This window comes from Chromohalobacter sp. HP20-39, from assembly GCF_033052815.1.
Taxonomy (GTDB): domain Bacteria; phylum Pseudomonadota; class Gammaproteobacteria; order Pseudomonadales; family Halomonadaceae; genus Chromohalobacter.
In genome coordinates, this window is record NZ_JAWHTP010000002.1 from 516,258 (window position 1) to 541,368 (window position 25,111).

General features: G+C 62.1%; 23 protein-coding genes. 15 read left to right on the forward strand and 8 right to left on the reverse strand.

Features of this window, described 5'->3' with window-relative positions:
* The first annotated feature begins 150 nt into the window (after nt 1-150).
* The 5 genes from RVY79_RS05940 (at nt 151) to RVY79_RS05960 (ending at nt 4,932) form a co-directional block, all read left to right on the forward strand.
* On the forward strand, nt 151-1,632 hold the full coding sequence (locus RVY79_RS05940; protein ID WP_317463121.1) for a sodium:alanine symporter family protein: 1,482 nt from the start codon (nt 151-153) through the stop codon (nt 1,630-1,632).
* Nucleotides 1,633-1,688: 56 nt separating this feature from the next.
* A complete protein-coding gene (gene thiS / locus RVY79_RS05945; RefSeq protein ID WP_317463122.1) occupies nt 1,689-1,889 on the forward strand; it encodes a sulfur carrier protein ThiS in 201 nt (66 codons plus the stop codon).
* A gap of 79 nt (nt 1,890-1,968) precedes the next feature.
* On the forward strand, nt 1,969-2,769 hold the full coding sequence (locus RVY79_RS05950; protein WP_317463123.1) for a thiazole synthase: 801 nt from the start codon (nt 1,969-1,971) through the stop codon (nt 2,767-2,769).
* Nucleotides 2,770-2,826: 57 nt separating this feature from the next.
* Entirely contained in the window at nt 2,827-3,570 is a 744-nt protein-coding gene (gene trmB, locus RVY79_RS05955) for a tRNA (guanosine(46)-N7)-methyltransferase TrmB (RefSeq protein ID WP_317463124.1), read from the forward strand.
* A 366-nt stretch (nt 3,571-3,936) separates the two neighbouring features.
* Nucleotides 3,937-4,932: a 2-hydroxyacid dehydrogenase gene (locus RVY79_RS05960; protein WP_317463125.1), complete on the forward strand. Its 996-nt coding sequence runs from the start codon at nt 3,937-3,939 to the stop codon at nt 4,930-4,932.
* Between the two features lie 3 nt (nt 4,933-4,935).
* On the opposite strand, the gene RVY79_RS05965 is transcribed toward RVY79_RS05960, so the two are convergent.
* A complete protein-coding gene (locus RVY79_RS05965; RefSeq protein ID WP_317463127.1) occupies nt 4,936-5,850 on the reverse strand; it encodes an AEC family transporter in 915 nt (304 codons plus the stop codon).
* A gap of 116 nt (nt 5,851-5,966) precedes the next feature.
* On the opposite strand from RVY79_RS05965, the gene RVY79_RS05970 reads away from it, so the two are divergent.
* On the forward strand, nt 5,967-6,458 hold the full coding sequence (locus tag RVY79_RS05970; protein WP_317463128.1) for a hypothetical protein: 492 nt from the start codon (nt 5,967-5,969) through the stop codon (nt 6,456-6,458).
* Between the two features lie 388 nt (nt 6,459-6,846).
* On the opposite strand, the gene RVY79_RS05975 is transcribed toward RVY79_RS05970, so the two are convergent.
* A complete protein-coding gene (locus RVY79_RS05975) occupies nt 6,847-7,563 on the reverse strand; it encodes an FKBP-type peptidyl-prolyl cis-trans isomerase (RefSeq protein ID WP_317463129.1) in 717 nt (238 codons plus the stop codon).
* A gap of 147 nt (nt 7,564-7,710) precedes the next feature.
* Here RVY79_RS05975 and dctP point away from each other — a divergent pair, with 147 nt between their 5' ends.
* Nucleotides 7,711-8,736: a TRAP transporter substrate-binding protein DctP gene (gene dctP, locus RVY79_RS05980; RefSeq protein ID WP_317463130.1), complete on the forward strand. Its 1,026-nt coding sequence runs from the start codon at nt 7,711-7,713 to the stop codon at nt 8,734-8,736.
* Between the two features lie 152 nt (nt 8,737-8,888).
* Here dctP and RVY79_RS05985 read toward each other — a convergent pair whose 3' ends face one another.
* The 3 genes from RVY79_RS05985 to RVY79_RS05995 all read right to left on the reverse strand — a co-directional run bounded on the left by RVY79_RS05985 (nt 8,889) and on the right by RVY79_RS05995 (nt 11,589).
* Nucleotides 8,889-10,172, reverse strand: coding sequence for a TRAP transporter large permease (locus tag RVY79_RS05985; protein WP_317463131.1), 1,284 nt, complete (start codon nt 10,170-10,172; stop codon nt 8,889-8,891).
* A gap of 47 nt (nt 10,173-10,219) precedes the next feature.
* Complete coding sequence (locus RVY79_RS05990; RefSeq protein WP_317463132.1) at nt 10,220-10,861, reverse strand: TRAP transporter small permease; 642 nt, start codon at nt 10,859-10,861, stop codon at nt 10,220-10,222.
* Between the two features lie 212 nt (nt 10,862-11,073).
* Nucleotides 11,074-11,589: a TIGR02444 family protein gene (locus RVY79_RS05995; protein ID WP_317463133.1), complete on the reverse strand. Its 516-nt coding sequence runs from the start codon at nt 11,587-11,589 to the stop codon at nt 11,074-11,076.
* A gap of 65 nt (nt 11,590-11,654) precedes the next feature.
* Here RVY79_RS05995 and RVY79_RS06000 point away from each other — a divergent pair, with 65 nt between their 5' ends.
* Entirely contained in the window at nt 11,655-13,589 is a 1,935-nt protein-coding gene (locus tag RVY79_RS06000; RefSeq protein WP_317463135.1) for an ABC-F family ATP-binding cassette domain-containing protein, read from the forward strand.
* 47 nt (nt 13,590-13,636) lie between these two features.
* Here RVY79_RS06000 and dtd read toward each other — a convergent pair whose 3' ends face one another.
* The 3 genes from dtd to thiD form a co-directional block, all read right to left on the reverse strand.
* Nucleotides 13,637-14,074, reverse strand: a complete 438-nt coding sequence (dtd, locus tag RVY79_RS06005; RefSeq protein ID WP_317463136.1) for a D-aminoacyl-tRNA deacylase — start codon at nt 14,072-14,074, stop codon at nt 13,637-13,639.
* 27 nt (nt 14,075-14,101) lie between these two features.
* Nucleotides 14,102-14,959, reverse strand: a complete 858-nt coding sequence (locus tag RVY79_RS06010) for a universal stress protein (protein ID WP_317463137.1) — start codon at nt 14,957-14,959, stop codon at nt 14,102-14,104.
* A 158-nt stretch (nt 14,960-15,117) separates the two neighbouring features.
* Entirely contained in the window at nt 15,118-15,948 is an 831-nt protein-coding gene (gene thiD / locus RVY79_RS06015) for a bifunctional hydroxymethylpyrimidine kinase/phosphomethylpyrimidine kinase (protein WP_317463138.1), read from the reverse strand.
* Nucleotides 15,949-16,408: 460 nt separating this feature from the next.
* On the opposite strand from thiD, the gene RVY79_RS06020 reads away from it, so the two are divergent.
* The 7 genes from RVY79_RS06020 (at nt 16,409) to nuoH (ending at nt 25,097) form a co-directional block, all read left to right on the forward strand.
* Nucleotides 16,409-16,828, forward strand: a complete 420-nt coding sequence (locus RVY79_RS06020; protein ID WP_280539711.1) for an NADH-quinone oxidoreductase subunit A — start codon at nt 16,409-16,411, stop codon at nt 16,826-16,828.
* Nucleotides 16,829-16,918: 90 nt separating this feature from the next.
* Nucleotides 16,919-17,599 carry an NADH-quinone oxidoreductase subunit B gene (locus tag RVY79_RS06025; protein WP_317463139.1) on the forward strand — a complete coding sequence of 227 codons (681 nt, stop codon included), beginning with the start codon at nt 16,919-16,921 and terminating at the stop codon, nt 17,597-17,599.
* A 68-nt stretch (nt 17,600-17,667) separates the two neighbouring features.
* Nucleotides 17,668-19,446 (forward strand): NADH-quinone oxidoreductase subunit C/D, encoded by a 1,779-nt coding sequence (gene nuoC, locus RVY79_RS06030; RefSeq protein ID WP_317463140.1) that lies wholly within the window; start codon nt 17,668-17,670, stop codon nt 19,444-19,446.
* A gap of 1 nt (nt 19,447) precedes the next feature.
* Complete coding sequence (gene nuoE / locus RVY79_RS06035) at nt 19,448-19,963, forward strand: NADH-quinone oxidoreductase subunit NuoE (RefSeq protein WP_317463141.1); 516 nt, start codon at nt 19,448-19,450, stop codon at nt 19,961-19,963.
* A gap of 16 nt (nt 19,964-19,979) precedes the next feature.
* Nucleotides 19,980-21,320: an NADH-quinone oxidoreductase subunit NuoF gene (nuoF, locus tag RVY79_RS06040; RefSeq protein WP_317463142.1), complete on the forward strand. Its 1,341-nt coding sequence runs from the start codon at nt 19,980-19,982 to the stop codon at nt 21,318-21,320.
* Nucleotides 21,321-21,354: 34 nt separating this feature from the next.
* Nucleotides 21,355-24,114 carry an NADH-quinone oxidoreductase subunit NuoG gene (gene nuoG / locus RVY79_RS06045; protein WP_317463144.1) on the forward strand — a complete coding sequence of 920 codons (2,760 nt, stop codon included), beginning with the start codon at nt 21,355-21,357 and terminating at the stop codon, nt 24,112-24,114.
* Nucleotides 24,111-25,097, forward strand: a complete 987-nt coding sequence (nuoH, locus tag RVY79_RS06050; RefSeq protein ID WP_317463145.1) for an NADH-quinone oxidoreductase subunit NuoH — start codon at nt 24,111-24,113, stop codon at nt 25,095-25,097. Before nuoG ends, nuoH begins: the two co-directional genes overlap by 4 nt.
* The last annotated feature ends 14 nt before the right edge of the window (nt 25,098-25,111 follow it).

Below are 25,111 nucleotides of genomic sequence, written 5' to 3' on the forward strand. Positions count from 1 at the left end.
CGGTGAGTGAGCGCCGAAATGTCATCCCGGGGCTCGATGTCGCCACACTGTCGCTTACCCTATGGCGTCGCCCACGTCATGACAAGCATCTCCGGATGGCGTATCGTCGCGGCCTTGCCGATCTCAAGAATCATAATGGAGCATTAATCCATGGACTCTCTCGCCAGTCTCGTCGCACCGCTGCACGATGCTATCTACGCGGTGATGACCCCTGTCAGCGATTTCATCTGGTCGTATATTCTCGTTTATCTCTTGTTGGGCGCGGGGGTGTTGTTCACCGTGCTGACGCGTGGCATGCAGTTTCGTTTGTTTGGCCACATGGCGCGTGTGACCTTCAATAGCCGGGGCGCGGGCGAGGGCGTTAGTGGCTTCCAAGCGTTCGCCACCTCGTTGGCGGCGCGCGTGGGAACCGGGAACCTGGCCGGCGTGGCCATCGCGTTGTGGATCGGCGGCCCTGGAGCGATCTTCTGGATGTGGATCACCGCCCTGGTCGGGTTTGCCACTTCGTTCGTTGAGTCGACTCTGGCGCAGGTCTACAAGAAGCGCCACGAGGACGGCGTGTACCGTGGCGGTCCTGCCTACTATATCGAGCGTACACTGGGTTGGCGCTGGATGAGCCTGCTGTTCGCCTTCTTCCTGCTGATGGCCTATGGCCTGGCCTTCAACGGCGCCCAGGCCAACACCATCGCCCAGGGTATGAACGAGGCCTTTGGCATGCCCAACTGGGTCACCGGCTTGATCCTGGTCGGTGTCGTGGCCGTGGTCATCTATGGCGGGCTCAAGTCCATCGCGCGCACGGCGGAGAAGATCGTGCCGATCATGGCGATTGCCTACTTGCTGGTGGCGCTGGTGGTGCTGGCGCTCAACATCACCGCAGTGCCTGAGATGCTGGCGCTGATCGTCAAGAGCGCCTTCGGCTATGGGCCCGCAGTGGGCGGCGCGGCCGGCTATGCCATCAAGACGGCGATGGAGAACGGTATCAAGCGTGGCCTGTTTTCCAACGAGGCGGGTATGGGCTCGGCGCCCAACGCGGCGGCCCAGGCCAACGTCAAGCACCCCGCCGCGCAGGGCCTGGTGCAGTCGTTCGGCGTGTTCATCGATACCCTGGTCATCTGCAGTTGCACGGCGGTGGTGATCCTGCTGTCCGGCGTCTACGAGACGCTGATGGCCAATTCACCGGGACAGGATATTGTCGGCATCCAGCTTACCCAGGACGCGATGGCGGATCACTTCGGCGGCTTCGGCGAGATCTTCATCGCCGTGGCGATCCTGCTTTTCGCCTTCACCTCGATCATCGCCAACTTCTCGTTCGCCACGGTCAATATCGAGTACATGTTCAAGCGCCATGCCAAGGCTGCAGTGCAGGTATTGCGCCTGGCCGTTTTGGCCATGGTGATGATCGGCTCGGTGTCGCAGTTGACCTTCGTATGGGACTTCGCCGATCTTTCCATGGGTTTGATGGCGACCACCAACCTGATCGCGATCCTGATCCTGGCGCCGATCGCCATGCGTGTGCTCAAAGACTATGAGCGCCAGCGTCGCGAAGGCGTCAAGGAACCACGTTTCGATCCCAAGGTACTCAAGCGTCCCGAGCAGGTAGATGCTGATGTCTGGCCGTCCAAGGATTCTTGAGCACGGCATTTGGCGTTATAATGGCGGCCTCTCCCCCACCTACGTGAGAGGCCGCCATGCATATTCAACTCAACGGCGATCAGCGCGAGCTCGCGTCCCAGCTGACGATCAGTGAGTTGATCGAGCAGCTCGCATTGACCGGGCGCCGCATCGCCGTCGAAGTCAACGAGGAAATCGTGCCGCGCAGCCAGCATGCCGAGACGCGTCTGTCCCCGGGCGACCGTGTGGAAATCGTGCATGCCATCGGCGGTGGCTGATGTTACTCGCTCGCCGACGCGCGAAGCTGCTTAGTGGCTCAGGCGTGTCGGCGGCTCCCTTTACGTCAGGAGGTTCGTCATGTCCGCTGATCAGCGCCAGGACATCCCATTGACCGTCGCCGGTCGCGTCTTCTCATCACGCCTGCTGGTGGGCACCGGCAAGTACCGTGACTTCGACGAGACCGCCGCCGCCGTCGAGGCGAGTGGCACCGAGCTCGTCACCGTGGCGGTGCGCCGCACCAACCTGGGCCAGAATCCCGATGAGCCCAATCTGCTCGACGCCTTGCCGACGAGCCGTTACACGATCCTGCCCAACACGGCGGGTTGCTATACCGCCAAGGACGCGGTGCGGACCTGCAAGCTGGCGCGCGAGCTGCTCGATGGCCACAACCTGGTCAAGCTCGAGGTGCTGGGCGACGATGGCACGCTTTACCCCAATGTGGTCGAGACCCTCAAGGCCGCCGAGACGCTAGTCAACGACGGTTTCGATGTCATGGTCTACACCAGCGACGATCCTATCGTCGCCAAGGAGTTGGAGCGCATCGGCTGTTGTGCGGTGATGCCGCTGGGGTCGTTGATCGGCTCGGGGCACGGCCTGCTCAATCCGGCAACGCTTGAGATCATCCTCGACAACGCCGAAGTGCCGATCCTCGTCGATGCCGGCATCGGCACGCCCTCGGATGCCGCCCTGGCCATGGAAATGGGCTGCGCCGGCGTGCTGGTCAACTCGGCCATCGCCAACGCCCGACAACCGGTGCGCATGGCGCATGCCATGAAACTGGCGGTGGAGGCGGGGCGTGAGGCGTATCTCGCCGAACGCATGCCACGCCGTGCCTCCGCGAGTCCGTCCTCGCCCTTCGCCGGGCGCATCAACGCCTGAATTTTCGCGCGGCCTGACCGGCCGCCTTCGCTACGTGACCGATAACGCAGACTTGCCATGAGTGACTCCTCCTCTTCTTCCGATAATGCCCCGGTGACCCCCGAGTCGCCGGGACGCCCGCCGCGCGGCATCAAGAGCTACGTACTGCGTGCCGGACGCATGACCGCCGCCCAGTCGCGGGGGCTCGAAGAGGTCTGGCCGCGCCTGGGGCTGAGCGTTGCCGATGGCCGTCAGTCGTTGCAGGCGCTGTTCGGCCGCCGTGCCCCTTGTGTCGTGGAGATCGGCTTTGGCATGGGCCAGTCGCTGGTCGAGCAGGCGAGCGCGCATCCCGAGACTGATTTCATCGGCATCGAGGTGCATGCGCCGGGGGTTGGCAAGCTGCTCGACGAGGCGGATAAGCGCGGCCTGGCCAATCTGCGTGTGTACCGCGAAGACGCTCTGGAAGTGCTCGAAAAATGCCTGCCCGAGGCCGGTCTGACGGGATTGCAGCTGTTCTTCCCCGATCCGTGGCCGAAGAAGAAGCACCACAAGCGGCGCATCGTGCAGCCGGCGTTCGTCGAGCTGGTGCGTACGCGTCTGGCGCCTGGTGGTTATCTGCACATGGCGACCGATTGGGAGGCCTACGCCGAGCACATGGTCGAGATCATGGAAGCGGCGCCGGGCTATCGCAATACGGCATCGGCCGAGAGCGCGCCCTACGTGCCGCGACCGGCATTTCGCCCGCTGACCAAGTTCGAAAGCCGCGGCGAAAAGCTCGGCCATGGGGTCTGGGATCTGATCTATGCCCGTGAGGATGGATAGCACACGCTGCAGCATCGCTCTCACAGAGCACTTCCACGCAACGCTGAGTCCTCCGAAAACCGCTGCTTGCAGCGGTTTTTTCGATTGTGGCTGATCTGAATCACGACACGGTAAATAAGACGCTGGCAGAGTGCCGCCTCTCTTGGTCTCTTGGCCGGATGCGCAGCATAAAAAAAGCCGCCCGGGTGGGCGGCTTAAAGACCGTGACTAGCTTGATGAGGAGATAACCATGGGCAGGAACCTGACATTCGCTGCTTAGGTCAGTGGCGCTTGGCGGCGCCACGGTTGTTAAGGTAAACCATTCTCATTTGAGTCGTCAAGCGTAACGAGAATATTTTTCACTTAGTATGCGTCGGGAGGCATCAGGTGCCACTTATCGCCATGTTCAGCGCCCAGCCGTATGACCGCCGTTTCTTCGAAACCGCGAATGCGCGCCATGGGTTCCACATCAGTTATCACGACGTGGCGCTCAGCGCGGAGAGTGCCGTGCTGGCCCACGGCGCCGATGGGGTGTGTGCCTTCGTCAACGACACGTTGGATGCCGCCACGCTGGAGGCCCTGAGCGCGCAGGGAGTGCGTTTCGTGGCCATGCGCTGCGCGGGGTTCAACAATGTCGATATCGCTGCTGCCAAGCGCCTGGGGGTGGCCGTAGTGCGCGTGCCGGCATACTCACCGGAGGCGGTGGCCGAGCATGCCCTGGCGCTTCTGTTGACGCTGAACCGACGCACGCATCGCGCCTACAACCGGGTTCGCGAGGGCAACTTCATGCTCGAGGGGTTGCTGGGCATGACGTTACACGGCAAGACGGTGGGCGTGATCGGCACCGGTCGTATTGGCCTTGCCACGGCGCGGATCTTTCGTGGCTTCGGTTGCCACTTGCTGGGTGAGGACCGTTATCCCTGCGATGATTTCACCGCACTGGGTGGCGAGTATGTGTCACGTGAGTGTCTGCTGGCGGAGAGCGACGTCGTCAGCCTGCATTGCCCGCTGACCGACGACACACGCTATCTGATCGATGCCCAGGCCCTGGCGGCGATGAAGCCGGGCGCGATGCTGATCAATACCTCGCGCGGGGGATTGATCGACACCCGTGCGGTCATCGAGTCCCTCAAGGCACGGCGATTGGGTGGTCTGGCCATCGACGTCTACGAACAGGAGACATCGTTGTTTTTCCGTGATCATTCCAGCGACATCATCGATGATGATGTCTTCCAACGTCTGGTGACGTTCCCCAATGTGCTGATCACCGGTCATCAGGGCTTCTTCACGCAGGAGGCGTTGACCGAAATAGCCGAGGTCACGCTCGACAACGTGGCGTGTTTGATGCGCGGTGCACCCTGTGCCAATCGGGTTGGCGATTGAGTGTCAGCTCGCCAGCGCCATCCATGCCGGCAGCGTGACCATGGCCAGCAGGGTCTGGCCGGTGATCAGCGCCGCCATCAGCTCGGCGTCGCCACCGAGCTGGCGGGCGAGGATATAGGCCGAGGTGGCGGTGGGCAGGGCGGCGAACAACAGCGCGATGTCGCGGCTCACCGGGTCGAGCCCGGTCAACCAGGCCAGGGCCAGTACTACCACGGGGGTGGCACCGAGCTTGAGTGTGGCCGAGTGCCAGAACGCGTGTCCGCTGCCGGCGAGGGCACGCGGGCGTAGCGCCACGCCCACGGCAATCAACCCTAGCGGGAGGGCGGCACGGCCGGTGAGTTCGACGGTGCTGCCCAGCCAGCCCGGCAGACCGATGCCGGTAACATTGAGGGCGATACCGATCACGCAGGCCAGGATCAACGGATTGCGTAGCAGGGCAGCAAGACTGCGCCCGAGGCTCGAGGGGCCCAAGGTGCCGGCGGCGATGAAACCACTCACGCAGAGCACATTGGCCAGCGGTACCATCAATGCCACGGCGACTGCCGCCACCGTCGCGCCGGCCTGGCCATGCAGCGCGGCGGCGCCGGCGACCCCCACGTAAGTATTGAAGCGCAGCGTGCCTTGCAGCACCGAGGTGAACGCCGGTGGCGCCAGCGCCAGGCGATGACGCGCACACCAGAGCACCAGCGCGAACAGCGTCATGGCACCCATCAGTACCACGGCCAGGCGGATGACCGGCACCTGCGCGACATCCGCCGTGGCGAGGGTCGAGATCAGCATCGCGGGGAACAATAGAAAGTAGATCAGCCGTTCCATTGCGGGCCAGAAATCGCCCCCGGGGAAACGCCGCCAACCCAAGAGGGCGCCGAGTAAAATCAGTAAAAATAGAGGGCCCAAGGCCCCAGTGACACCGCTCATTGTGCCTCCGTTTGAGCAACTTCATGGACACTGGGCGCTGACGCAGCCAAGCTCGCCGGCACACGAACTGGTAAGCTTAGCGCGATGCCCTGGGTGATGGGATTCGACCTAACGATATGCAACACCACGATGAAGACCCCGTAAGGCCGCCGCTGCTCAATCTTTTGACGCTGCTGACGCTGGTAACGATTCTGGTGGCGGCCGGTTATCTGGCCGATTATTACCTGCGCGATTCGCGTGACGACGTCATCTGGTATCCCCCACGCATGCATTGCGATCTGCGCGAAGGGCCGTGTCGTGCCGATATCGGCTTGAATGGCACGCTGAGTTTCGAAATGCACGGCGATTTCGCCTCGTACGAGCCGTTGACGCTGGATGTACAGACATCCGGCATCGACGTGCAGTCGGTAGCCGTGGAATTTCTCGGGCGTGACATGAATACGGGGCTCACGCGGGTCGAGTTGGAGAAAGTGGCTGACAACCACTTCCGGGGCGTGGGTGAACTCCGTCCCTTCACTGAAACGGTCATGCCGTGGCGGGCGCAGGTCATTCTCGAGACGTCTGAGGGGCGTAAGGGAAGCTGGTTCGATTTCGATATTCACCGCTAGGTGCAGCATGCCAAGTATCGTTTGTCCACATTATGACAAGCGCCTTTGCTATGCGGCTTGTGGGTAAGCCAACGCTTACTCCGCGGTCACTATCGAGTAACGATTATCTTAAAAAATCCAATTAAAACAAAGGGTTTATATTTATTTTTAGAGTTTTGGCATGGCGTGCTTGACTGTTCGCGCGCGTCATGTGCAAACCCCGCAGGGGCAAAAAAGCGGGCTTTCACCGCCAAGCCACAGACGCTCCACAAAACTATCCACAAGTGGTGGTGGCGTAAGGATGTGGAAAACACTAGGCGTGCGCCCCGAAAGAAAGCAGCACGAAGAAAGGTAGAAGCAGGGTTGTGCGAGATGCTAGGCGCCCCGCAGGGCACCTAGCGTGATGCGCTTACTTATCGGCCGATGGCTTCTGGCCGTCCTGAGCTTCGATACCCAGCAGCTCGATCTTGAAGGTGAGTGCTTGGTTGGGACCGATAGGGCCACGAGTGCCACCCTGCCCATAGGCGAGATTGGAAGGCACATAGAGCATCCAGGTATCGCCGACCTGCATTTTCTGCAGTGCTTCCTGCCAGCCCTTGATGACCTGGTTGACCTGGAACGTGACGGGCTCGCCACGCTCGTAGGAGCTGTCGAAGACGGTTCCGTCGGGTAACTTGCCTTCGTAGTTGACCTTCACGGTCGAGTCGGCGCTGGGCGTTTTACCGTCGCCGGATTCGAGCTCCTTGTATTGCAGCCCGGAGTCGGTAACTTTCACGCCTTCCTTCTTGGCGTTCTCGGCCAGGAATTTCTCGCTTGCCTTGCGATTCTCTTCGGCCACCTTTTGCTGTTGGGCCTTCTTTTCGGCCATCTTCTGTTTCTGGAAGTCAGAAAGTGTGGCCGCGATCTCTTTATCGCTCATCTGCAGGTCGCCGCCAGCATAGACATCCTTGACCGCTTGGGTGAAGGCGTCGGTATCGAGATCCGGGATGTCCTGCTTGACGCTTTGGCCCAGCGTGGCGCCGAGGCTATAGCCGAGCTTGGCTTCGTCGCTTTGCGGGGCAGCCATGGCCAGCAGCGGCGTCGCTACGAGGCCGCCGAATGCCACAGCCGTCATTAAACGCTTCATGAAAACTCCTTAACAAGATAAACAAAACACCGCCCTTCAACTGTACCAGCATGGGGGCCGTTGCGCACCCGCGCAGCTTGCAGTCACTTGACATTGAGGCGACTTTGCTCTTCTCTGAATCTACATTGATAAGAAAGAGGGAACTCTATGCAACTGCGCAATATCGTTCTGAGTATCACGGCGTTGAGCTTGGTCGGTGTCGCTTCCACGGCGGCCGCCGAGACCTGGCGTTTCGGTCTCGAGGAGACGGAAGGTAGCGTGCAGTACGGCTATGCGGAAGAGTTCAAGAAGCTGATCGAGAAAAAGAGCGACGGCGACATCACAGTCGAGTTGCTGCCGTATGGCTCATGGGGGTCGAGCTACACGGCGTTGTATGACGCCATCCAGAGCGGCGCCATTCCGATTGGCTTCGGCTCCGGCTTTCTGGGCGGCACTGTGCCGGAAAGTCAGTTGATGAGCCTCAACTTCGTCATGCCCAATGATCAACTCGAGACGGCCAAGATTCTCAACTCCGACGATTTCCTCAAGAGTGATGCTTGGCAGGAATCGTTCCGCGAGCGTGGCTTGGTGCCGCTTGCCACCTTGCCCGAGGGGTACCAGGTCTGGACGGCTAACAAAGAGATCCGCACGCCGGAGGACATGGAAAACCTGCAAATCCGTGTCATGGATAACAGCCTGCTCCGCGCGACCTACGAGGCTTATGGCGCCTCGCCCATCACCATCGCCTACGGCGAGCTCTACAGTGCCCTGCAGCAAGGCCAGGCGGAAGGTAACATTCAGCCGGTCTTCGCGCATGAAAACATGGGCTTCTATGAAGTCCAGGACTACATGATCTTTGCCGATCAGTCGCAATTCATCGCCAATCTCATCGGTAACGAGCAGTGGTACGAGGGGCTGTCCGATGAGCAGCAAAAGATGCTCGAGTCCACGCTCGATGAGATGGTGAAGAAAGGGCATGAGATCCAGACGCAGTTCAACTCCGAGCGCCTCGAGACGATCAAGAACAAGAGTGATATCAATATCATTCACTTGAACGAGGAAGAGCGCGCGGCATTCCGTGAACTGGCCAAGCCGGTGCGTCAGACCTACGTCGATATGGTCGGCGAACGTGGTCAGAAGGCGCTGGACATTGTGCTGGATCATGTCAATCAGTCTGGCGACAAGGCGGAGTAAGCCTGACGGTCAGTATCTGAAGTACTGCGATACCGCATGCAAAACCCCGGAAGCGTTGAGCTTCCGGGGTTTTTATATGTCTGGCGGATGGTGGTGAGGCAGGGATGCTGCTCCACACCGTGCCGACCCGACGAAGGCCGGGTCGGCTGCGCTCAGTCGCCGCCGAGCGAGGGCAGCAGCAGCGATATCTGCGGGAACATGATCAAGATGATCGTGGCCAATACCAGGATGGCGATGAACGGGGGCGTGCCGCGAATCACTTCCATATAAGGCCGGCGGAATACCGCGATGGCGGTGAAGATATCGCAACCGAACGGGGGAGTGGCCGAGCCGATGGCCGCCTGCAGGGTAACGATCACGCCGACATGTACCGGATCCAGTCCGGTGGCCTCGACCAGTGGCTTGAAGATCGGCACCAGAATCAGAATGACCACGATGGGGTCGACGAACATACAGCCGACGAAGAAGGCCGCCGCGATCAGCAGCAGTGCCAGGAACTGGTTGTCGCCGATACCCTCGATGATGGGGCCGAGGATCTGCTCCGGCACGCCGGCGGTACCCAGGGTCTGCGAGAACGCCGCGCCGATGGCGACTAGAATGAAGACCACGGCGGTGATCATGCCGGTGGAGAGCGCCAGACTGCCGAGATCGCGGATCGATACCTGACGGTAGATCAACACCTCGAGAATAAAGGCATAGGCCACCGCGACCGCTGAGGCCTCGACGGCGCTGAAGAAGCCGCCGTAGATACCGCCGACCACCAGCACCGGGAACCCCATCGGCAGAATGACTCGGCGCACCGCCTTGAAGCGTTCCGCCCAGGTGGCGCGTGGCTCGGGCTCGATGCCTTTCAGGCGCGCGCCGATATAGCAGTACACGGCAAACATGGCCAGGATCAGAATACCGGGGAGAATGCCGGCGAGGAACAGGTCGCCGATCGATGTTTTCATGACCACGCCATAGACGATGAAACCGATGCTGGGCGGAATCAGTAGCGCGATATCGCTGGCGTTGATGATCAGGGCCAGAGCGAAACTGTCAGGGTAGCCCCGCGCCAGGAGGCGAGGACGCATCGGCCCGCCCATAGCAACTACGGTGGCCTGCGTGGAACCCGAGACGGCCCCGAACAAGGCGCACGAGGCGGCGGTGGTGATTGGCAGCCCCCCGCGGACATGGCGGGTGAAGACATCGACGACATCGAGCAGGCGGTTGGCGGTATGGCCCTTGGTCAGGATGTCGGCGGCGAAGATGAACATGGGCACGGCGGCGAGTACCCAACTGCCGATGCCGTTGATCATCCAACTCACGGCCTGGTCGGGCCCGAAAAACGTCATGCCTGTGAACATCATGAAAAGCGTGCCCGCCGCCAGGGGAACCATCATCGGGAACCCGAGCAGCAGCAGTACCAGCATGATCACGGCTAGCCAAGTTAGCATTGTTTTACGTCCTCGCGTTGATGGCGGTCGTGTTGCGGAGAGGCAATTCAGGTATCGCGACGTGCGTCATGGTCCTCGTTACTGCCATTGCCTTCTTCCGCTTCTGGGGGCACTTCGTTGTATTCCTCTTTTTCGTTGAAGGAACGGTAGATATCGTCACTCACTAGGTTGCGCACGGTGGTGAGCAGGTATTGCACGCCGGCGAGAATGAAGCCGATGGGGAGGGCGAGATAGACGATCCACATGGGGATGTTAAGCGAGGCACTGCTACGACCGCGGTCATGAATGGCCATGACATAATCGATGGACTTGTCGGCGAAGTAGAACATCAATACTGCAGTGCCCAAGGAGATCAGGATGAGGAGCGCCTTGCGCCAGCGGCCGCTGAGCTGGTCGTAGATCGCCGACATGCTGATATGGCGGGCGTTGCGTGCCGCATAACCGACACCGACGAAGGTGATCACCACGATGAGCATCTCGGTCACTTCGTAGGTCCCGGGGATGCCTTGTTCGAAGAGCAGATTGCCGACGACCTGACCGCTCATGAGCACGGCCATGGCGAGTACGCCCCCCGCGATGATCACGCGCTCGATGATGCTCAGGCCATGATCGATAGCGCCTAGTACACGAAGCAAGGCACTGCGTGATTCAGCGTTTTCATCGCTATTGCCAGGCTGTGAAGGTGTCATGTCGTAGAGTCCTTTTTGTGATGGCCGATTCGTCGCGCGAATGGCATGGATCTCGACGTCCGTACCGCGTCGTGGAGGTGCCGCGATCAATCGGACTGGCTTCTATAAAACCTACAGAGTTTGTGGGATGAGCGCCACTCGTCAATGATTTGTCCGTACATGCATCATATACGCTCTCCCGAGCATTGAGCTGGCTGCGAAGAGGCAATGTATTACGAATGGTGCGTCGTGTGTTGGGTGGTCAGCGTCGCCAGCGCAGCTTCCTGCGCTGGCGCGTGCATGACCAAGCAGCGTGTCAGCTGCATGGTCAGGCTGGTGTCGTCCGCACGGCGCTTGCGTACGGCATGCGACGTCTCGCTGAGAGCCTGAAGCTGGCGCAGTGTTTCACGTTCGGCGAGCAGCTCGGCTTCCTTGAGATGATCGCGCAGCGTCGCCACGTCTTGTTCGTCTCGCGCACGTGGCTTGAGCATGCGACGTAGATGACGGATCGGCTGTGTGACCTCGGCTTGCCAGGCACGGATTCCACCCAGTGCGTTGTGCGCCTCGTCGGTGGGTACGAGAGCGTGATGATCGAGCCAGCAGCGCCACAACAATTCGCAGACATCCGCCCCTGCCGTATCTTGTAGCTGCAAGCAGGCGTCGGCGACCCCGGGGCGCTGGTACAACGCCAGGGCATAATCCCAAAGCGGTGGATTCCGCAGAACATCGCACAATTGGGTAGAATGCATGGGTAATCTCCAGCCGTCCTGGCAGGCATGACGGCGGAACTCACCGAATCACCACCGGAGCGGGCATGATCGCATTTCGCCAACTCGCGCTGCAACGCGGGATCCAGCCGCTGATCGAGAACGCCGACCTCACGCTACACGATGCCACCAAGGCGGGTATCGTGGGCGCCAACGGTTCGGGCAAGTCGAGCCTGTTCAAGCTGTTGCTGGGGGAGCTGACGCCGGAGCACGGCACGGTTGAACTCTCCGGTGGGCAGCGCATAGCGCACATGGCGCAGGAGGTGGAGGCGCTCGACCGGGCGCTGGTCGAGCATGTCCTCGATGGCCACACCGAATTGCGCGCCACGGAGCATGCCCTGGCCGAGGCCCAGGCCAGCGGTGCGGTCCACCGCGAGGCCGAGTTGCATGGCGAAATCGAAGCGCTCGAGGGCTATACCGCGCGCCCACGCGCCGAACAAATGCTGGTCGGGTTAGGCTTCACGCAGGATGACCTGTATCGTCCGCTGTCGGACTTCTCAGGGGGCTGGCGGATGCGTGTCAGCTTGGCGCAAACGCTGTTCATGCCGTCTGATCTGATGCTGCTCGACGAGCCGACCAACCACCTCGATCTCGACGCATTGTTATGGCTCGAGCAGTGGCTTACCCGCTATCCTGGTACGCTGCTGCTTATTTCCCACGACCGCGATTTCCTGGATGCGGTGTGCGATCACATCGTGCACTTCGAACAACGTCAATTGATGCTGTATCGCGGCAACTATTCGACGTTCGAGCGTACGCGGGCCGAGCGTCAGGCTCGCGCCCAGGCCGAGGCAGCCAAGCAGCAGGCCCGGCGCGAGGAGATCGAGCGTTTCGTGGCACGCTTTCGCGCCCAGGCCAATAAAGCGCGTCAGGCACAGAGTCGGCTGAAGATGCTTGAGCGCATGGGAACCATCGCCGTCGCGCATGCCGACTCGCCGTTTCACTTCACCCTGCCCAGTGCCGACAAGACCTCCTCGCCGCTGCTGGTACTCGATGACGCCACGCTGGGGTATGGCCAAACACCATTGCTCGAGCACGTCAGCGTGAGCATCCTGCCGGGACAGCGAATCGGACTGCTGGGCGCCAACGGGGCGGGCAAGTCGACGCTGATCAAGGCGCTGACGGCGCAGCAACCGTTGCTGGCCGGCAAGCGTGTGCCCGGCGATAACCTGGCGATCGGCTACTTCGCCCAGCATCAGCTCGAGCATCTTGATGTGAGCTCCACGCCGTTCGTGCACATCCAGCGGCTGTCGCCCACGGCCAGCGAACAGGAGATTCGCAACTTCCTGGGTGGCTTCGGATTTCACGGCAATGATGTCTTCGCCAGCGTGGGGAACTTCTCCGGGGGCGAGAAGGCGCGTCTGGCGCTGTCGTTGATCGCTTGGCAAAAACCCAATCTGTTGTTGCTCGACGAGCCTACCAACCACCTCGACCTGGAAATGCGTGAATCCCTGACACAGGCCTTGGCCGGGTTCGAAGGAGCGGTGATCATCGTCTCCCACGACCGCCACCTGCTGCGCGCCAGCGTCGATGAGTTCTGGCATGTGGTGGATGGCCGCGTCACTACCTTCGATGGCGACCTGGACGATTATCGTGCCTGGCTCAAGGCGCGCCTCGAGGGCGAGCGGCGCGATGCGCGCCAGGAAAAGGCCGAGCGCCAGGTCACTGCGGAAGCCCCCAAGGGCGACCGCAAGGCTTCGCGTCGTGCCGCCGCCGAAGTACGTGAGAAGTTGCGGCCGCTCAAGCGCGAGCGCGACAAGATCGAACGTGACATGAGCAAGGCTCAGGCGGAGCTGGCAAGTCTGGAGGCCGCTCTGGCCGATGAAGGCTTGTATCAGGATAGCGCGCGCAAGGGCGAGCTAACCGACTTGCTGGGGCGCCAGGGCGATGCGCAGAGCCGCCTCGAGACACTCGAACAGCGCTGGCTGGAGGCCGAGGAGGCGATCGAGGCGCGTGAAGCGGCATTGGCGGACGACGCCTGATACAGAAAACAGGCGTCTACTGCGGACACATGAGCGTGTCGCTAGGCTCATGTCTCGACGATAAACGTCACTGGCCCGTCGTTGAGTAGCGAGACCTGCATATCGGCGCCGAATTCACCGGTGGCGACGCGCGACCAAGCCTGCCGTGCTCGAACGGCCAAGTAATCGAACATCGCCTCGCCGTGGGCGGGTGTCGCGGCGCCATCGAAGCCCGGTCGCAGGCCCTTGGCGGTATTGGCCATGAGGGTGAACTGCGGCACCAGCAACAAGGCGCCTTCCACCTGCTGTACGTTGAGGTTCATCTTGCCTGCCTCGTCGCCGAATATGCGCAGCTTGAGCAGTTTATGCAGCATCTTGTCGGCGTGGGCCTGGGTATCTTCGGGCGCCACGCCGATCAAGGCCATCACGCCTTGCTCGATGGCGCCCGTGGAGCGGTCGTCGACGGCGACGCTGGCATGGCGGACACGTTGAATGACGGCTCGCATGGTGAGGGTCCTTTCGGGCACGAGTGGCTACCAGGCCCGGCATACCATCATGTCCACATGCACTTCGGCAAGCAGTCGCTCGATCAACGGCGCCGGTTGATGACGGCCGAAGAGTGCCAGATCCTGATGGCCGAGTGCCAGCAGATCGGGCGGTTGGCGACGCAGATAATCCATCAGCACCTCGCCGGGTTCGCCTTGCTCGAGGACCAGCTCGAGCTCCGGCACGTCGCCGACCTCCTCCATGAGCTTGTCGACTTCCGCTTCCAGGCGGATACGCCGCGCGGCGAGTTCGCGCTCGCGCCAGCGGGCATAGCCGCTATCGGAACCCATTTCGTCATCGCCGGGCAGGTGCCAGGCATGCAGTAGCGTCAGGCGGGCCTCGGAAAAGTGCGTCAGGACGTCACGCAGGGTATGACGACTGGCCAGCGAAAAATCCACCGGCACCAGCACGTCTTGCCATGCCTGCTCGGGGCTGTGGCTTACGGTGAGCACCGGACACGGCGCGCGGCTTAGCACCCGGGCCAGGGTCGTGCCGCCAACCAGCGCGTGCTGGCCGCGTTTGCGATGGGTGCCGAGCACGATCATGGTGGCATCGCGGTCATGCGCCTCGCGGATGATTTCGGCGTAGGGCGCGCCGGTGGTGGTTTGTATTAATGTCTCGGGCGCCGGCAGGGCATAGTCTTCGCGGATATCGGTCAACTGACGCTCTAGCTCGTCGACGACGCTGCGTTCCAGGTCACGCAGTGCCTGGCGCGGCAGATAAGGGTCGAGGACGTGGAGGATGTCCAGGCGGCTGCCGCTGGCGTGCGCTAGTTTGAGGGCGCGCGCAAAGGCAGCACGGTTGTCGGCGGACAGGTCGCAAGCCAGTAGTAAGGTCTGAGGCATGATACGTCCCTCCTGCGAGAAGGCGGCGTGCGAATGCAGGCGACACCGCGCTGACGTCGAGCCGGATGGTTAACACCGCAATGCCATGGTAAACATTGCGGTGAAGCCAAGCATGGCCGCCCCCGGCGCTCTCTGCAAGTGCGGGCGACGACCCGCTTTCACCACCAAGCGTGAAAATGATGTACCGGCCCCCGCCCCTGGCCGACATCGAGATGTACGCTGGCGTCCAATGCTGTGTGCAGCCAGTGTTTGGCGTCGCCGATGGCTGCGTGGATATCGTCGTGGGCACTGGCCTCGGCCGGCAGGCGGGCCAGATAGGCGGTCACCGCCGAGGACAGCGCACAACCGGTGCCATGCAGGTTCTGGGTGGCGATGCGCGGTGCCTCGAGCCATTCCACGCCCTGCGGAGTCGCGAGCAGGTCCGGGCAGGCGTTACCACTGAGGTGGCCGCCCTTGAGCACCACATACGGGGCGCCGAGGCGCGTCAACTCGGGCAGCAGGGAAGCCATTGCCTCAGTGGTGCGGGGTGTTTCGGTGTCCAGCAGCACCGCTGCCTCCGGCAGGTTGGGGGTGATGACATCGGCTAGGGGCACCAGGACGTCACGCACCGCACGAATGCCGGTACGGTCGACCAGGATGTCGCCGCTCTTGGCGACCATCACCGGGTCGAGCACGACCCAGCGTGGCCGGTAACGGGCCAGGGCGTCGCGAATCGTCGTGGCGACGTCCATGCTCGCCACCATGCCGATCTTGACCGCGTCGATGCGTACATCGCCGAGTAGATTGTCGAGTTGCTCGGCGATCATCTCGGCGGGGATCGGATGCACGGCACGTACGCCTTGCGTGTTCTGGGCGATCACTGCCGTGATGACGTTGGTGGCGTAGGTGCCCAATGCTGAAAACGTCTTGATATCCCCCTGCAACCCGGCGCCACCCGAAGGGTCGGAGCCGGCGATGGTGAGGACATTGGGAGGTGTCGGAGCGGACATGGCCTGACCTTTGGTGTTCTGACGTAGTGTGCGCCCATTGTGGCGGCTCGAGCGCTTGCGTGGCGCGTAGGATACCGGCAAAACGTTCGGCGAACCGAACATGGGTTGCAGCGACTCAGGATGTGTCTGGATAACTTAGACTTTCGTTGACGCCTGGCGAGAGATGGGACCGCCCCATAGGCTCATTTCTTATTAGAACAATCTTTAGTGAACCCAGCTTCCGAAGTAAGTAATGACTTACGTACTAAGCTCGGCGAGTGGTGATCATGGTGCTCGACATGGCGTTAACTTACTCACTTTATCGTTGGCCTTCCTGACAGGCGCTGCTAAATCCCCTAGAATTGTAGGGACTCGCCACACGCAGGCAACGTGAATGGCGCTACGAGGTGTGCGCACCTCGATGATAACGAATATTGGGGTAGCGCCCTACCGCGCTATCCGCTGCTTGAGAGGCATGGCAATGACCGATGAGGCAACCGCGCTGATCGCCGAATATTGGGCCGTGGGGCTATTCATAATAGCCGTGTTCACGTTATGTGCCCTGATGATCGGTGCCGCGAGTCTGCTCGGTGGTCGTAGCCGTGGTCGTAGCAAGTCCCTCCCCTTCGAGTCTGGCATTGTCGGTACCGGCAATGCCCGCCAACGCTTTTCCGTCAAGTTTTATCTGGTCGCGATGCTGTTCGTGATCTTCGATATCGAAGCCGTGTTCCTGTTCGCCTGGGCCGTATCGGTCCGTGAGGTGGGCTGGGAAGGCTTTGCGGGCGCCGCCGTCTTCATTTTCATCCTGTTGGCGGGATTGATCTACGATAGTCGTGTCGGCGCCCTGGAGTGGGCGCCACGCAAGCGCGGTCAATCGCCCGATATCGTGACGGATCGATGAGCGTACCGCCCTGGAGGCGGTCTTGAGCCGGCGACGACCGGCATAGCGCCAGATACCCGAATTTTCTTTTTCAGAGCTTCGAGGCGCATCATGCAATATACCCTGACGCGAGCGGATAGTGAGCCGGCGCCGGATAGCGCAAGCTATCCGCTGGATAAGCGCGAAACCACCGGTGACCCGATGAAGGAGCAAGTTCACCGCAACGTCTTCACCGGCAAGTTGGAAGATGTACTCAACGATAGTGTCAACTGGGGGCGCAAACACTCCCTGTGGCCGTACAACTTCGGCCTCTCCTGCTGCTATGTAGAAATGACTACGGCCTTTACCGCACCGCATGACGTGGCGCGTTTCGGGTCCGAGGTCATTCGCGCTTCCCCGCGTCAGGCCGATTTCATGGTCATCGCTGGCACCTGTTTCATCAAGATGGCGCCGGTCATCCAGCAGCTTTACGATCAGATGCTCGAGCCCAAGTGGGTGATCTCGATGGGGTCGTGCGCCAATTCCGGGGGCATGTACGACATCTACTCGGTGGTGCAGGGCGTCGACAAGTTTCTCCCGGTGGATGTCTACGTGCCTGGCTGTCCGCCGCGTCCCGAGGCGTTTCTACAGGGATTACAACTGCTTCAGGACTCCATTCAGCAGGAGCGCCGCCCGCTTTCTTGGGTGGTTGGCGATCAGGGAGTATATCGCGCCGAGATGCCCTCGCAGCGCGAGGCGAATCGCGAGCGGCGTATCGCCGTGACGGAACTGCGTTCCCCGGATGAGGTGTAGGCCCCGTGCCTGATGCCGTCGCCTGTTATCCGAAGTCGATCCACCTTGCCGGGGAATGAAAACCGATCATGAGCGCAGTTCAATCGCCATACGCCAATCACGCGCACGCCGATGACCCGGTCGTCCAGGCGTTATTCGCGCGCTTCGGCAACCATGTGTTCGTCGAGCAAGCGACGTACACCGGCATGCCGGTCCTGTGGCTCGACCGTGAGCACCTGCTCGAGGTGCTCGGCTTCCTGCGGGACATGCCCGAGCCCTTCGAGATGCTCTTCGACCTGAATGCCATCGACGAGCGTCTACGTAGCCATCGTGCGGATTTGCCCCCCGCGGATTTTACGGTCTTTTATCAGTTGATGTCGGTGTCGCGGAACCGGGACTTGATGCTCAAGGTGGCGCTTTCAGAGCGTGACCTCGAGGTGCCCAGCGTCGCGGGTCTTTACCCCAATGCCAATTGGTATGAGCGAGAAGTCTGGGACATGTTCGGCATCGACTTCCGTGGGCACCCGCACCTTACACGCTTGCTGATGCCGCCCACTTGGAACGGGCATCCGCTGCGCAAGGATTATCCAGCGCGTGCCACCGAGTTCGATCCCTATACGCTGACCGTGGAAGGCCAAGATACCGAGCAGGAAGCGTTGCGCTTCGATCCCGAGTCCTGGGGCATGAAGCGTCAGGACGAGAACACGGACTACATGTTTCTCAACCTGGGGCCCAATCACCCTTCCGCGCATGGCGCTTTCCGCATTGTCCTGCAGCTCGACGGTGAGGTCGTGGTCGATTGCGTCCCCGATATCGGCTATCACCATCGCGGCGCCGAGAAGATGGCCGAGCGCCAATCCTGGCACAGCTACATTCCCTACACCGACCGCATCGACTATACCGGTGGGGTGATGAACAACCTGCCGTATGTGATGGCGGTGGAGAAGCTGGCAGGCATCCAGGTCACCGATCGTGCCAAGACCATTCGCGTGATGATGGCGGAAATGTTCCGCATCAACAGCCACTTGCTGTTTCTGGGCACCTACCTGCAGGACCTGGGCGCGATGACGCCGGTGTTCTTCACCTTTACCGATCGCCAGAAAGCCTATGAGGTCATCGAGGGCATCACCGGCTTTCGCATGCACCCGGCGTGGTATCGCATCGGCGGCACCGCGCACGACCTGCCCAATGGCTGGGACAAGCTGGTTCAGGGCTTCCTCGACTGGATGCCCAAGCGACTCGTCGAATACGAGCGCGCGATGATGGAAAACGCCGTCATCCGCGAGCGCACCAAGCAGGTGGCTGCCTTCACCACCCGCGAGGCGCTCGAATGGGGCGTCACCGGGCCCAATCTGCGCGCCACCGGCTGCGACTTCGACCTACGCAAGAAGCGCCCTTATTCCGGTTACGAGAATTTCGATTTCGAGGTGCCGCTGGGTGCCAACGGCGATGCCTTCGATCGTGGTCAGCTCCGCATCGACGAGATGCGCCAGAGCCTGCGCATCATCCAGCAATGCGTCGATCATATGCCGGCCGGCGACTACAAGGCTGATCACCCGCTGACCACGCCGCCGCCGCGCGAGAAGATGCTCCAGCACATCGAGACGCTGATCACCCACTTCCTGCAGGTCTCCTGGGGCCCCGTGCTCAAGCCCAACGAGTCGTTGTCGATGATCGAGGCGACCAAGGGTATCAACAGCTATTACCTGACCTCGGATGGCAACACCATGAGCTATCGCACGCGCATCCGCACGCCCAGTTTCCCGCATCTTCAGCAGATCCCTGCGGCGGTGCGCGGTGCCTTGGTGCCGGATTTGATCGCCCATCTGGGGAGTATCGATTTCGTGATGGCCGACGTGGACCGCTGATATGACCAATGCTTCGACTTCCACCGACACGCCCATCGCCACCGACGGCTTCGTGCTGCACGACGAGGATCGGGCGGCCATCGCCCACGAGCGCGAGCATTACCCGCAGCCGCAGGCAGCCAGCATCGAGGCGCTCAAGATCGTCCAGAAGCGCCATGGCTGGGTACCGGACGCCGCCATCGATGCCATCGCGCGCGAGCTTGGCGTGGCGCCGGCAAGCGTCGAGGAAGTGGCGACATTCTATAGCTTGATCTTCCGCCAGCCGGTGGGACGCCACGTGATCCTGCTGTGTGACAGCAGTTCATGCTTCCTCACCGATTACGAAGCCCTGCGTGACGCCTTCTTCGCGCATCTCGGCATCGGCTTCGGGCAGACTACGCCAGATGACCGCTTCACGCTGCTTCCGGTGTGCTGTCTCGGCGCCTGTGACCGGGGCCCGGCGCTGATGATCGGTGAGGATACCTACGGGCCGGTGACGCCCGAGGAGATCCCCACCCTGTTGGAGGCGTACGCATGAACTGGGAGAGCGAGGCATGAGCCGGATTCTGCAAGACCGCGACGAACGCCGTCCTGAAACGCACCCGCTGACCTTTCGGCTCAACGACGATGGCACGCCGGTGATGCTCGACGCCTACCGCGAGCAGCAGGGCTACGCCAGCGTCGAGCGCGCCTTTCGAGACTTGACCTCGAAGACGCTGATCGATGAGCTCAAGACCGCCAACCTGCGCGGACGCGGTGGCGGCGGGTTCTCCGCCGGGCTCAAGTGGAGCCTGACCATGCAGGGCGAGGGCATTCCGCGCGGCTATATCGTCTGCAATGCCGACGAAATGGAGCCCGGCACCTTCAAGGATCGCTTATTGCTCGAGCAGCAGCCGCATCTGCTCATCGAGGGCATGATTCTGGCCGGCTTCGCCAACAACGCCTACCAGGGCTACATCTTCATGCGCGGCGAATACGTCGACGCCGCGCGCACGGTGCAGCGTGCGCTGGACGAAGCGCGTGCCGCCGGCTGGCTGGGGCGTGACGTGGCCGGCAGCGGCTGGGATTTCGATATCGTCCTGCATACCGGCGCCGGCCGCTATATCTGCGGCGAGGAAACCGCGCTGATCAACTCGCTGGAAGGCAAACGCGCTAATCCCCGCGCCAAGCCACCTTTTCCGGGGCAAAGCGGGGCCTGGGGCAAGCCCACCGTGGTCAACAATGTCGAGACGCTGTGTAACGTGCCGTCCGTCGTGCTGCATGGTGCTGACTGGTACCAGGGCTTGTCTCAGGGCAAGAGCGGCGATGGCGGTACCAAGCTGTACGGCGTCTCCGGCAAGGTCAAGCGGCCCGGCCTGTGGGAATTGCCGATGGGCACCACGGCCAGCGAGTTGATGGAGCGCGCCGGCGGCATGCGCGATGGTTTGACGCTCAAGACGTGGCTACCCGGGGGCGGGAGTACCGGCTTTCTGCTGCCCGAGCATCTCGAGCTGGCACTCGATTTCGACACCATCGGCAAGGCCGGCAGCCGTCTGGGCACCGGGCTCATCGCGGTGGTGGCCGACGATCAGAGCGTGGTGTCGCTGGCACGCAACCTGGAGGAGTTCTTCTCGCGCGAGTCCTGCGGTTGGTGTACGCCGTGCCGCGATGGGTTGCCGTGGAGCGTCAAGCTCCTGCAGGCCCTGGAGGCCGGCGAGGGCGAGCGAGGGGACATCGAATTGCTGGAGTCGCTAGCGGTAGATCTGGGGCCGGGCCGCACCTTCTGCGCGCATGCGCCGGGGGCGGCAATGCCGTTGGCGTCGGCGATTCATTATTTCCGCGATGAATTCGAGCGTGGCGTCACGCGTGGCCAGGGTGCGGCACATGCCGACCCGATCCCGGTGGGTAGCGTATGAATGACGTGACGATGACGACGGGCGAGGAGCGATAATGGCAACGATTCACGTGGATGGCCGTGATTACGAAGTCGACGGCGCCGACAACCTGCTGCATGCTTGCCTATCGCTGGGACTGGATATCCCGTACTTCTGCTGGCACCCGGCCATGGGCAGCGTGGGGGCCTGCCGCCAGTGCGCGGTCAAGCAGTACAAGAACGCCGACGACACCCAAGGCATGCTGGTGATGTCGTGCATGGCGCCAGTGCAGGACGATGCCTATATCTCCATCGAGGATGATGAAGCCAAGGCTTTTCGCGCCAACGTCATCGAATGGCTGATGATCAACCACCCGCATGACTGCCCGGTCTGTGAGGAAGGCGGCCACTGCCATTTGCAGGACATGACGGTGATGACTGGCCATGACAGCCGCCGTTACCGGTTCCGCAAGCGTACCCACAAGAACCAGGACCTGGGGCCATTCATCGGCCATGAGATGAACCGCTGCATCACTTGCTACCGCTGCGTGCGCTTCTATCAGGATTATGCCGGTGGCGGTGATCTGGGTGCCTTCGGGGCGCACGATAACGTCTATTTCGGACGCTTTCAGGACGGCACGCTGGAAAGCCCCTTCTCCGGCAATCTCACTGAGGTGTGCCCGACCGGGGTGTTCACCGACCAGACCCACTCCGAGCATTACACCCGCAAGTGGGACCTGCAGTTCGCGCCCAGCGTCTGCCATCAATGCGCGGTGGGCTGCAATATCAGCCCTGGCGAGCGCTACGGCGATATCCGACGGATCGAGAACCGCTATAACGGTGAAGTGAATCACTACTTTCTGTGTGACCGCGGGCGTTTCGGCTATGGCTACGTGAACCGCGAGGACCGCCCGCGCGTACCTGAATGGCGCGAGCGCCAGCGTGTCGCCGCCGGGGGCGATTCGGGCGTGGTCGCCGGCACCATCAGTCTGGAAATCGACGATGCGCTGGACCGTGCCGCCGATGGCATGCGCAATGCGCGTCGTGTGATCGGCATCGGCTCGCCACGGGCGAGCCTGGAGAGCAACCATATGCTGCGCACGCTGGTGGGGGATGCCAACTTCTCCACCGGCATCGCTGCCCGCGAGCTCGAGTTGCTGGTACGCATGAACGAGCTCAATACCCGCTGTGGACTGCCATCGCCGAGTCTGCGTGAGATCGAAAGCTGCGATGCGGTGTTCGTGCTCGGCGAGGACCTCATCAATAGTGCCGCGCGCATGGCGCTGGCCATTCGCCAGGCGGTCAACGCCAAGGGCGAAGCGCTGGCCGCCGAGCGTGGTATCCCGTCCTGGAATGCCGAGGCGGTGAAGACGCTGGCCCAGGATGAACGTCATCCGTTGTTCCTGTCCACGCCGGGTGCAACCGAGCTGGACGCAGTGGCGGAGCAGACCTATAACGCTGCCCCGGACGACATCGCGCGGCTGGGTTTTGCCGTGGCGCACTACATCGACCCCGAGGCGCCGTACCCGGAGGCTCTCGACGACGCGACCTCGGCACTTGCAAAGCGCATCGCCGAGGCCTTGCTGGCGGCGCAGCGCCCGCTGGTGGTCTCGGGTGGCTCGCTGGGGACGCCGGCGGTGCTCGAGGCGGCCGGCAACGTGGCACGCGCCCTGGCGCGGCGGACACGCCCCGGGGCGTTGTCGCTGGTGCGTCGTGAGGCCAACAGCACCGGCCTGTCGCTGCTCGGTGGGCAATCGCTGGATTGGGCCCTGGAATGCTTGAGCAGCGGCGAGGCCGATGGCGTGGTGATTCTCGAGAATGACCTGTACGCGCGGGCCGATGCGGAGCAGGTCGACGCCGCCCTGCAGCGTGCCGACTGCATCGTCACGCTCGATCATCAGCGCACTGCGACCTGGGATAAGGCGGACATCGGACTCCCGGCGGCGAGCTTTGCCGAAAGCGATGGCACCCTGGTCAGTCTGGAGGGCCGGGCTCAGCGTTTCTATCAGGTCTTCGAGCCCAGCTATATCCGCCCCGAAACGCGCATCCGCGAAAGCTGGCGGTGGCTCAATGCGCTCAAGGTCAGTGTCGAACGTCAGGCGATGACGCCGCTCACCCTCGATGAGGTGACGCGTGACATGGCCATGACGTACTCCGCCCTGGCGCCGGCCGGCGATGCCGGTTTGAGTGCCGCATATCGTGTGCATGGGCTACGCCTGGCGCGTGAGCCTCATCGCTATAGCGGTCGCACGGCGATGCGTGCCAATCTCGATGTCAGTGAACCACGCGCGCCGCAGGATGCCGACACGCCATTCGCGTTCTCCATGGAGGGCTATGCCGGTCACGCCGAACCGCGCCGCGAAGTAGCCTTCGCCTGGGCGCCGGGCTGGAACTCGCCGCAAGCCTGGAACAAGTTCCAGGACGAGGTCGGTGGGCATCTGCGGGCCGGCGATCCCGGTGTGCGGTTATTGGGGCCGCTGCCTGGGGATTACGACTATGCGCGAATGCTGCCGGCACGCTTTGCCGCGCGTGACGATCAATGGCTGGCGGTGCCGCAGGCGCGGTTGTTCGGGGGCGACGAGACCTCGGCGCGGGCTGAGCCGATCCAGGCGCGCATGGCCGAGACGCGTTTTACCGTGTCGCGTGGTGCCGCCGAGCGGTTGCGGATGTCGGCGAGCGCGACGCTGACGCTCAACCTAGGGGAGCGGCGGCTCACGCTACCGGTAGCGATCAGCGATGCGTGGCCCGATGGCGTGATTGGTGTGCCGGATCAGTCGGGGCTGCCCTTGGCCGCGCCTGAGTGGGCCCATCTCGAATCCCAGGAGGTGCGCGCATGAGCTGGTGGACGCCACAGGTCGAGGCGATCGCGTTCGCGCTTTTTCAAGCATTGGTGATCCTGCTCGTTGCGGTGGGCGCAGGGGCGCTGCTGACCATGGTGGAACGGCGCCTTTTGGGCCTATGGCAGGATCGTCATGGTCCCAATCGCGTCGGGCCGTTCGGGGTGCTGCAGATCCTCGCCGACATGCTCAAGATCCTCTTCAAGGAAGACTGGATCCCGCCGTTCGCCGATCGCACCTTCTTCGTTTTGGCGCCAGCGATCGCCATGGCGTCATTGTTGTTGAGCTTCATGATCATCCCCATCACACCCAGTTGGGGGGTGGCCGACCTGCACATCGGCTTGCTGTTCTTCTTCGCCATGGCGGGCATCAACGTCTATGCGGTGCTCTTCGGCGGATGGTCGAGCGGTAACAAGTACGCCTTGCTGGGGGCGATGCGCGCTTCGGCGCAGACGCTTTCCTATGAAGTCTTCATGGGCCTGTCGCTGATGGGCGTGGTGGCCATGGCCGGCTCGTTCAACATGCGCGAGATCGTCGCCGCCCAGGACACGATCTGGTTCATCGTGCCCCAGTTCTTCGGCTTCTGTACCTTCCTGGTCGCCGGCATCGCCGTGACGCACCGTCACCCGTTCGACCAGCCCGAGGCTGAGCAGGAGCTGGCCGATGGCTATCATGTCGAGTATTCGGGCATGAAATGGGGCATGTTTTTCATCGGCGAGTATGTAGGCATCGTGCTGGTATCGGCACTGATGGTGACGCTGTTCCTGGGTGGCTGGCACGGTCCGTGGTTGCCGCCCATCGTGTGGTTCCTGCTCAAGACCGCCGTGTTCGTGGTTTTTTTCGTGCTGCTGCGAGCGGCCTTGCCGCGACCCCGTTATGACGCGGTGATGAGCTTCGGGTGGAAGATCTGCCTGCCACTGACCCTGATCAATCTGCTAGTGACCGGCGCGCTGATTCTCGTATTCAGCCCCGCCGGTGGCTAAGCGCCGAGACTGGA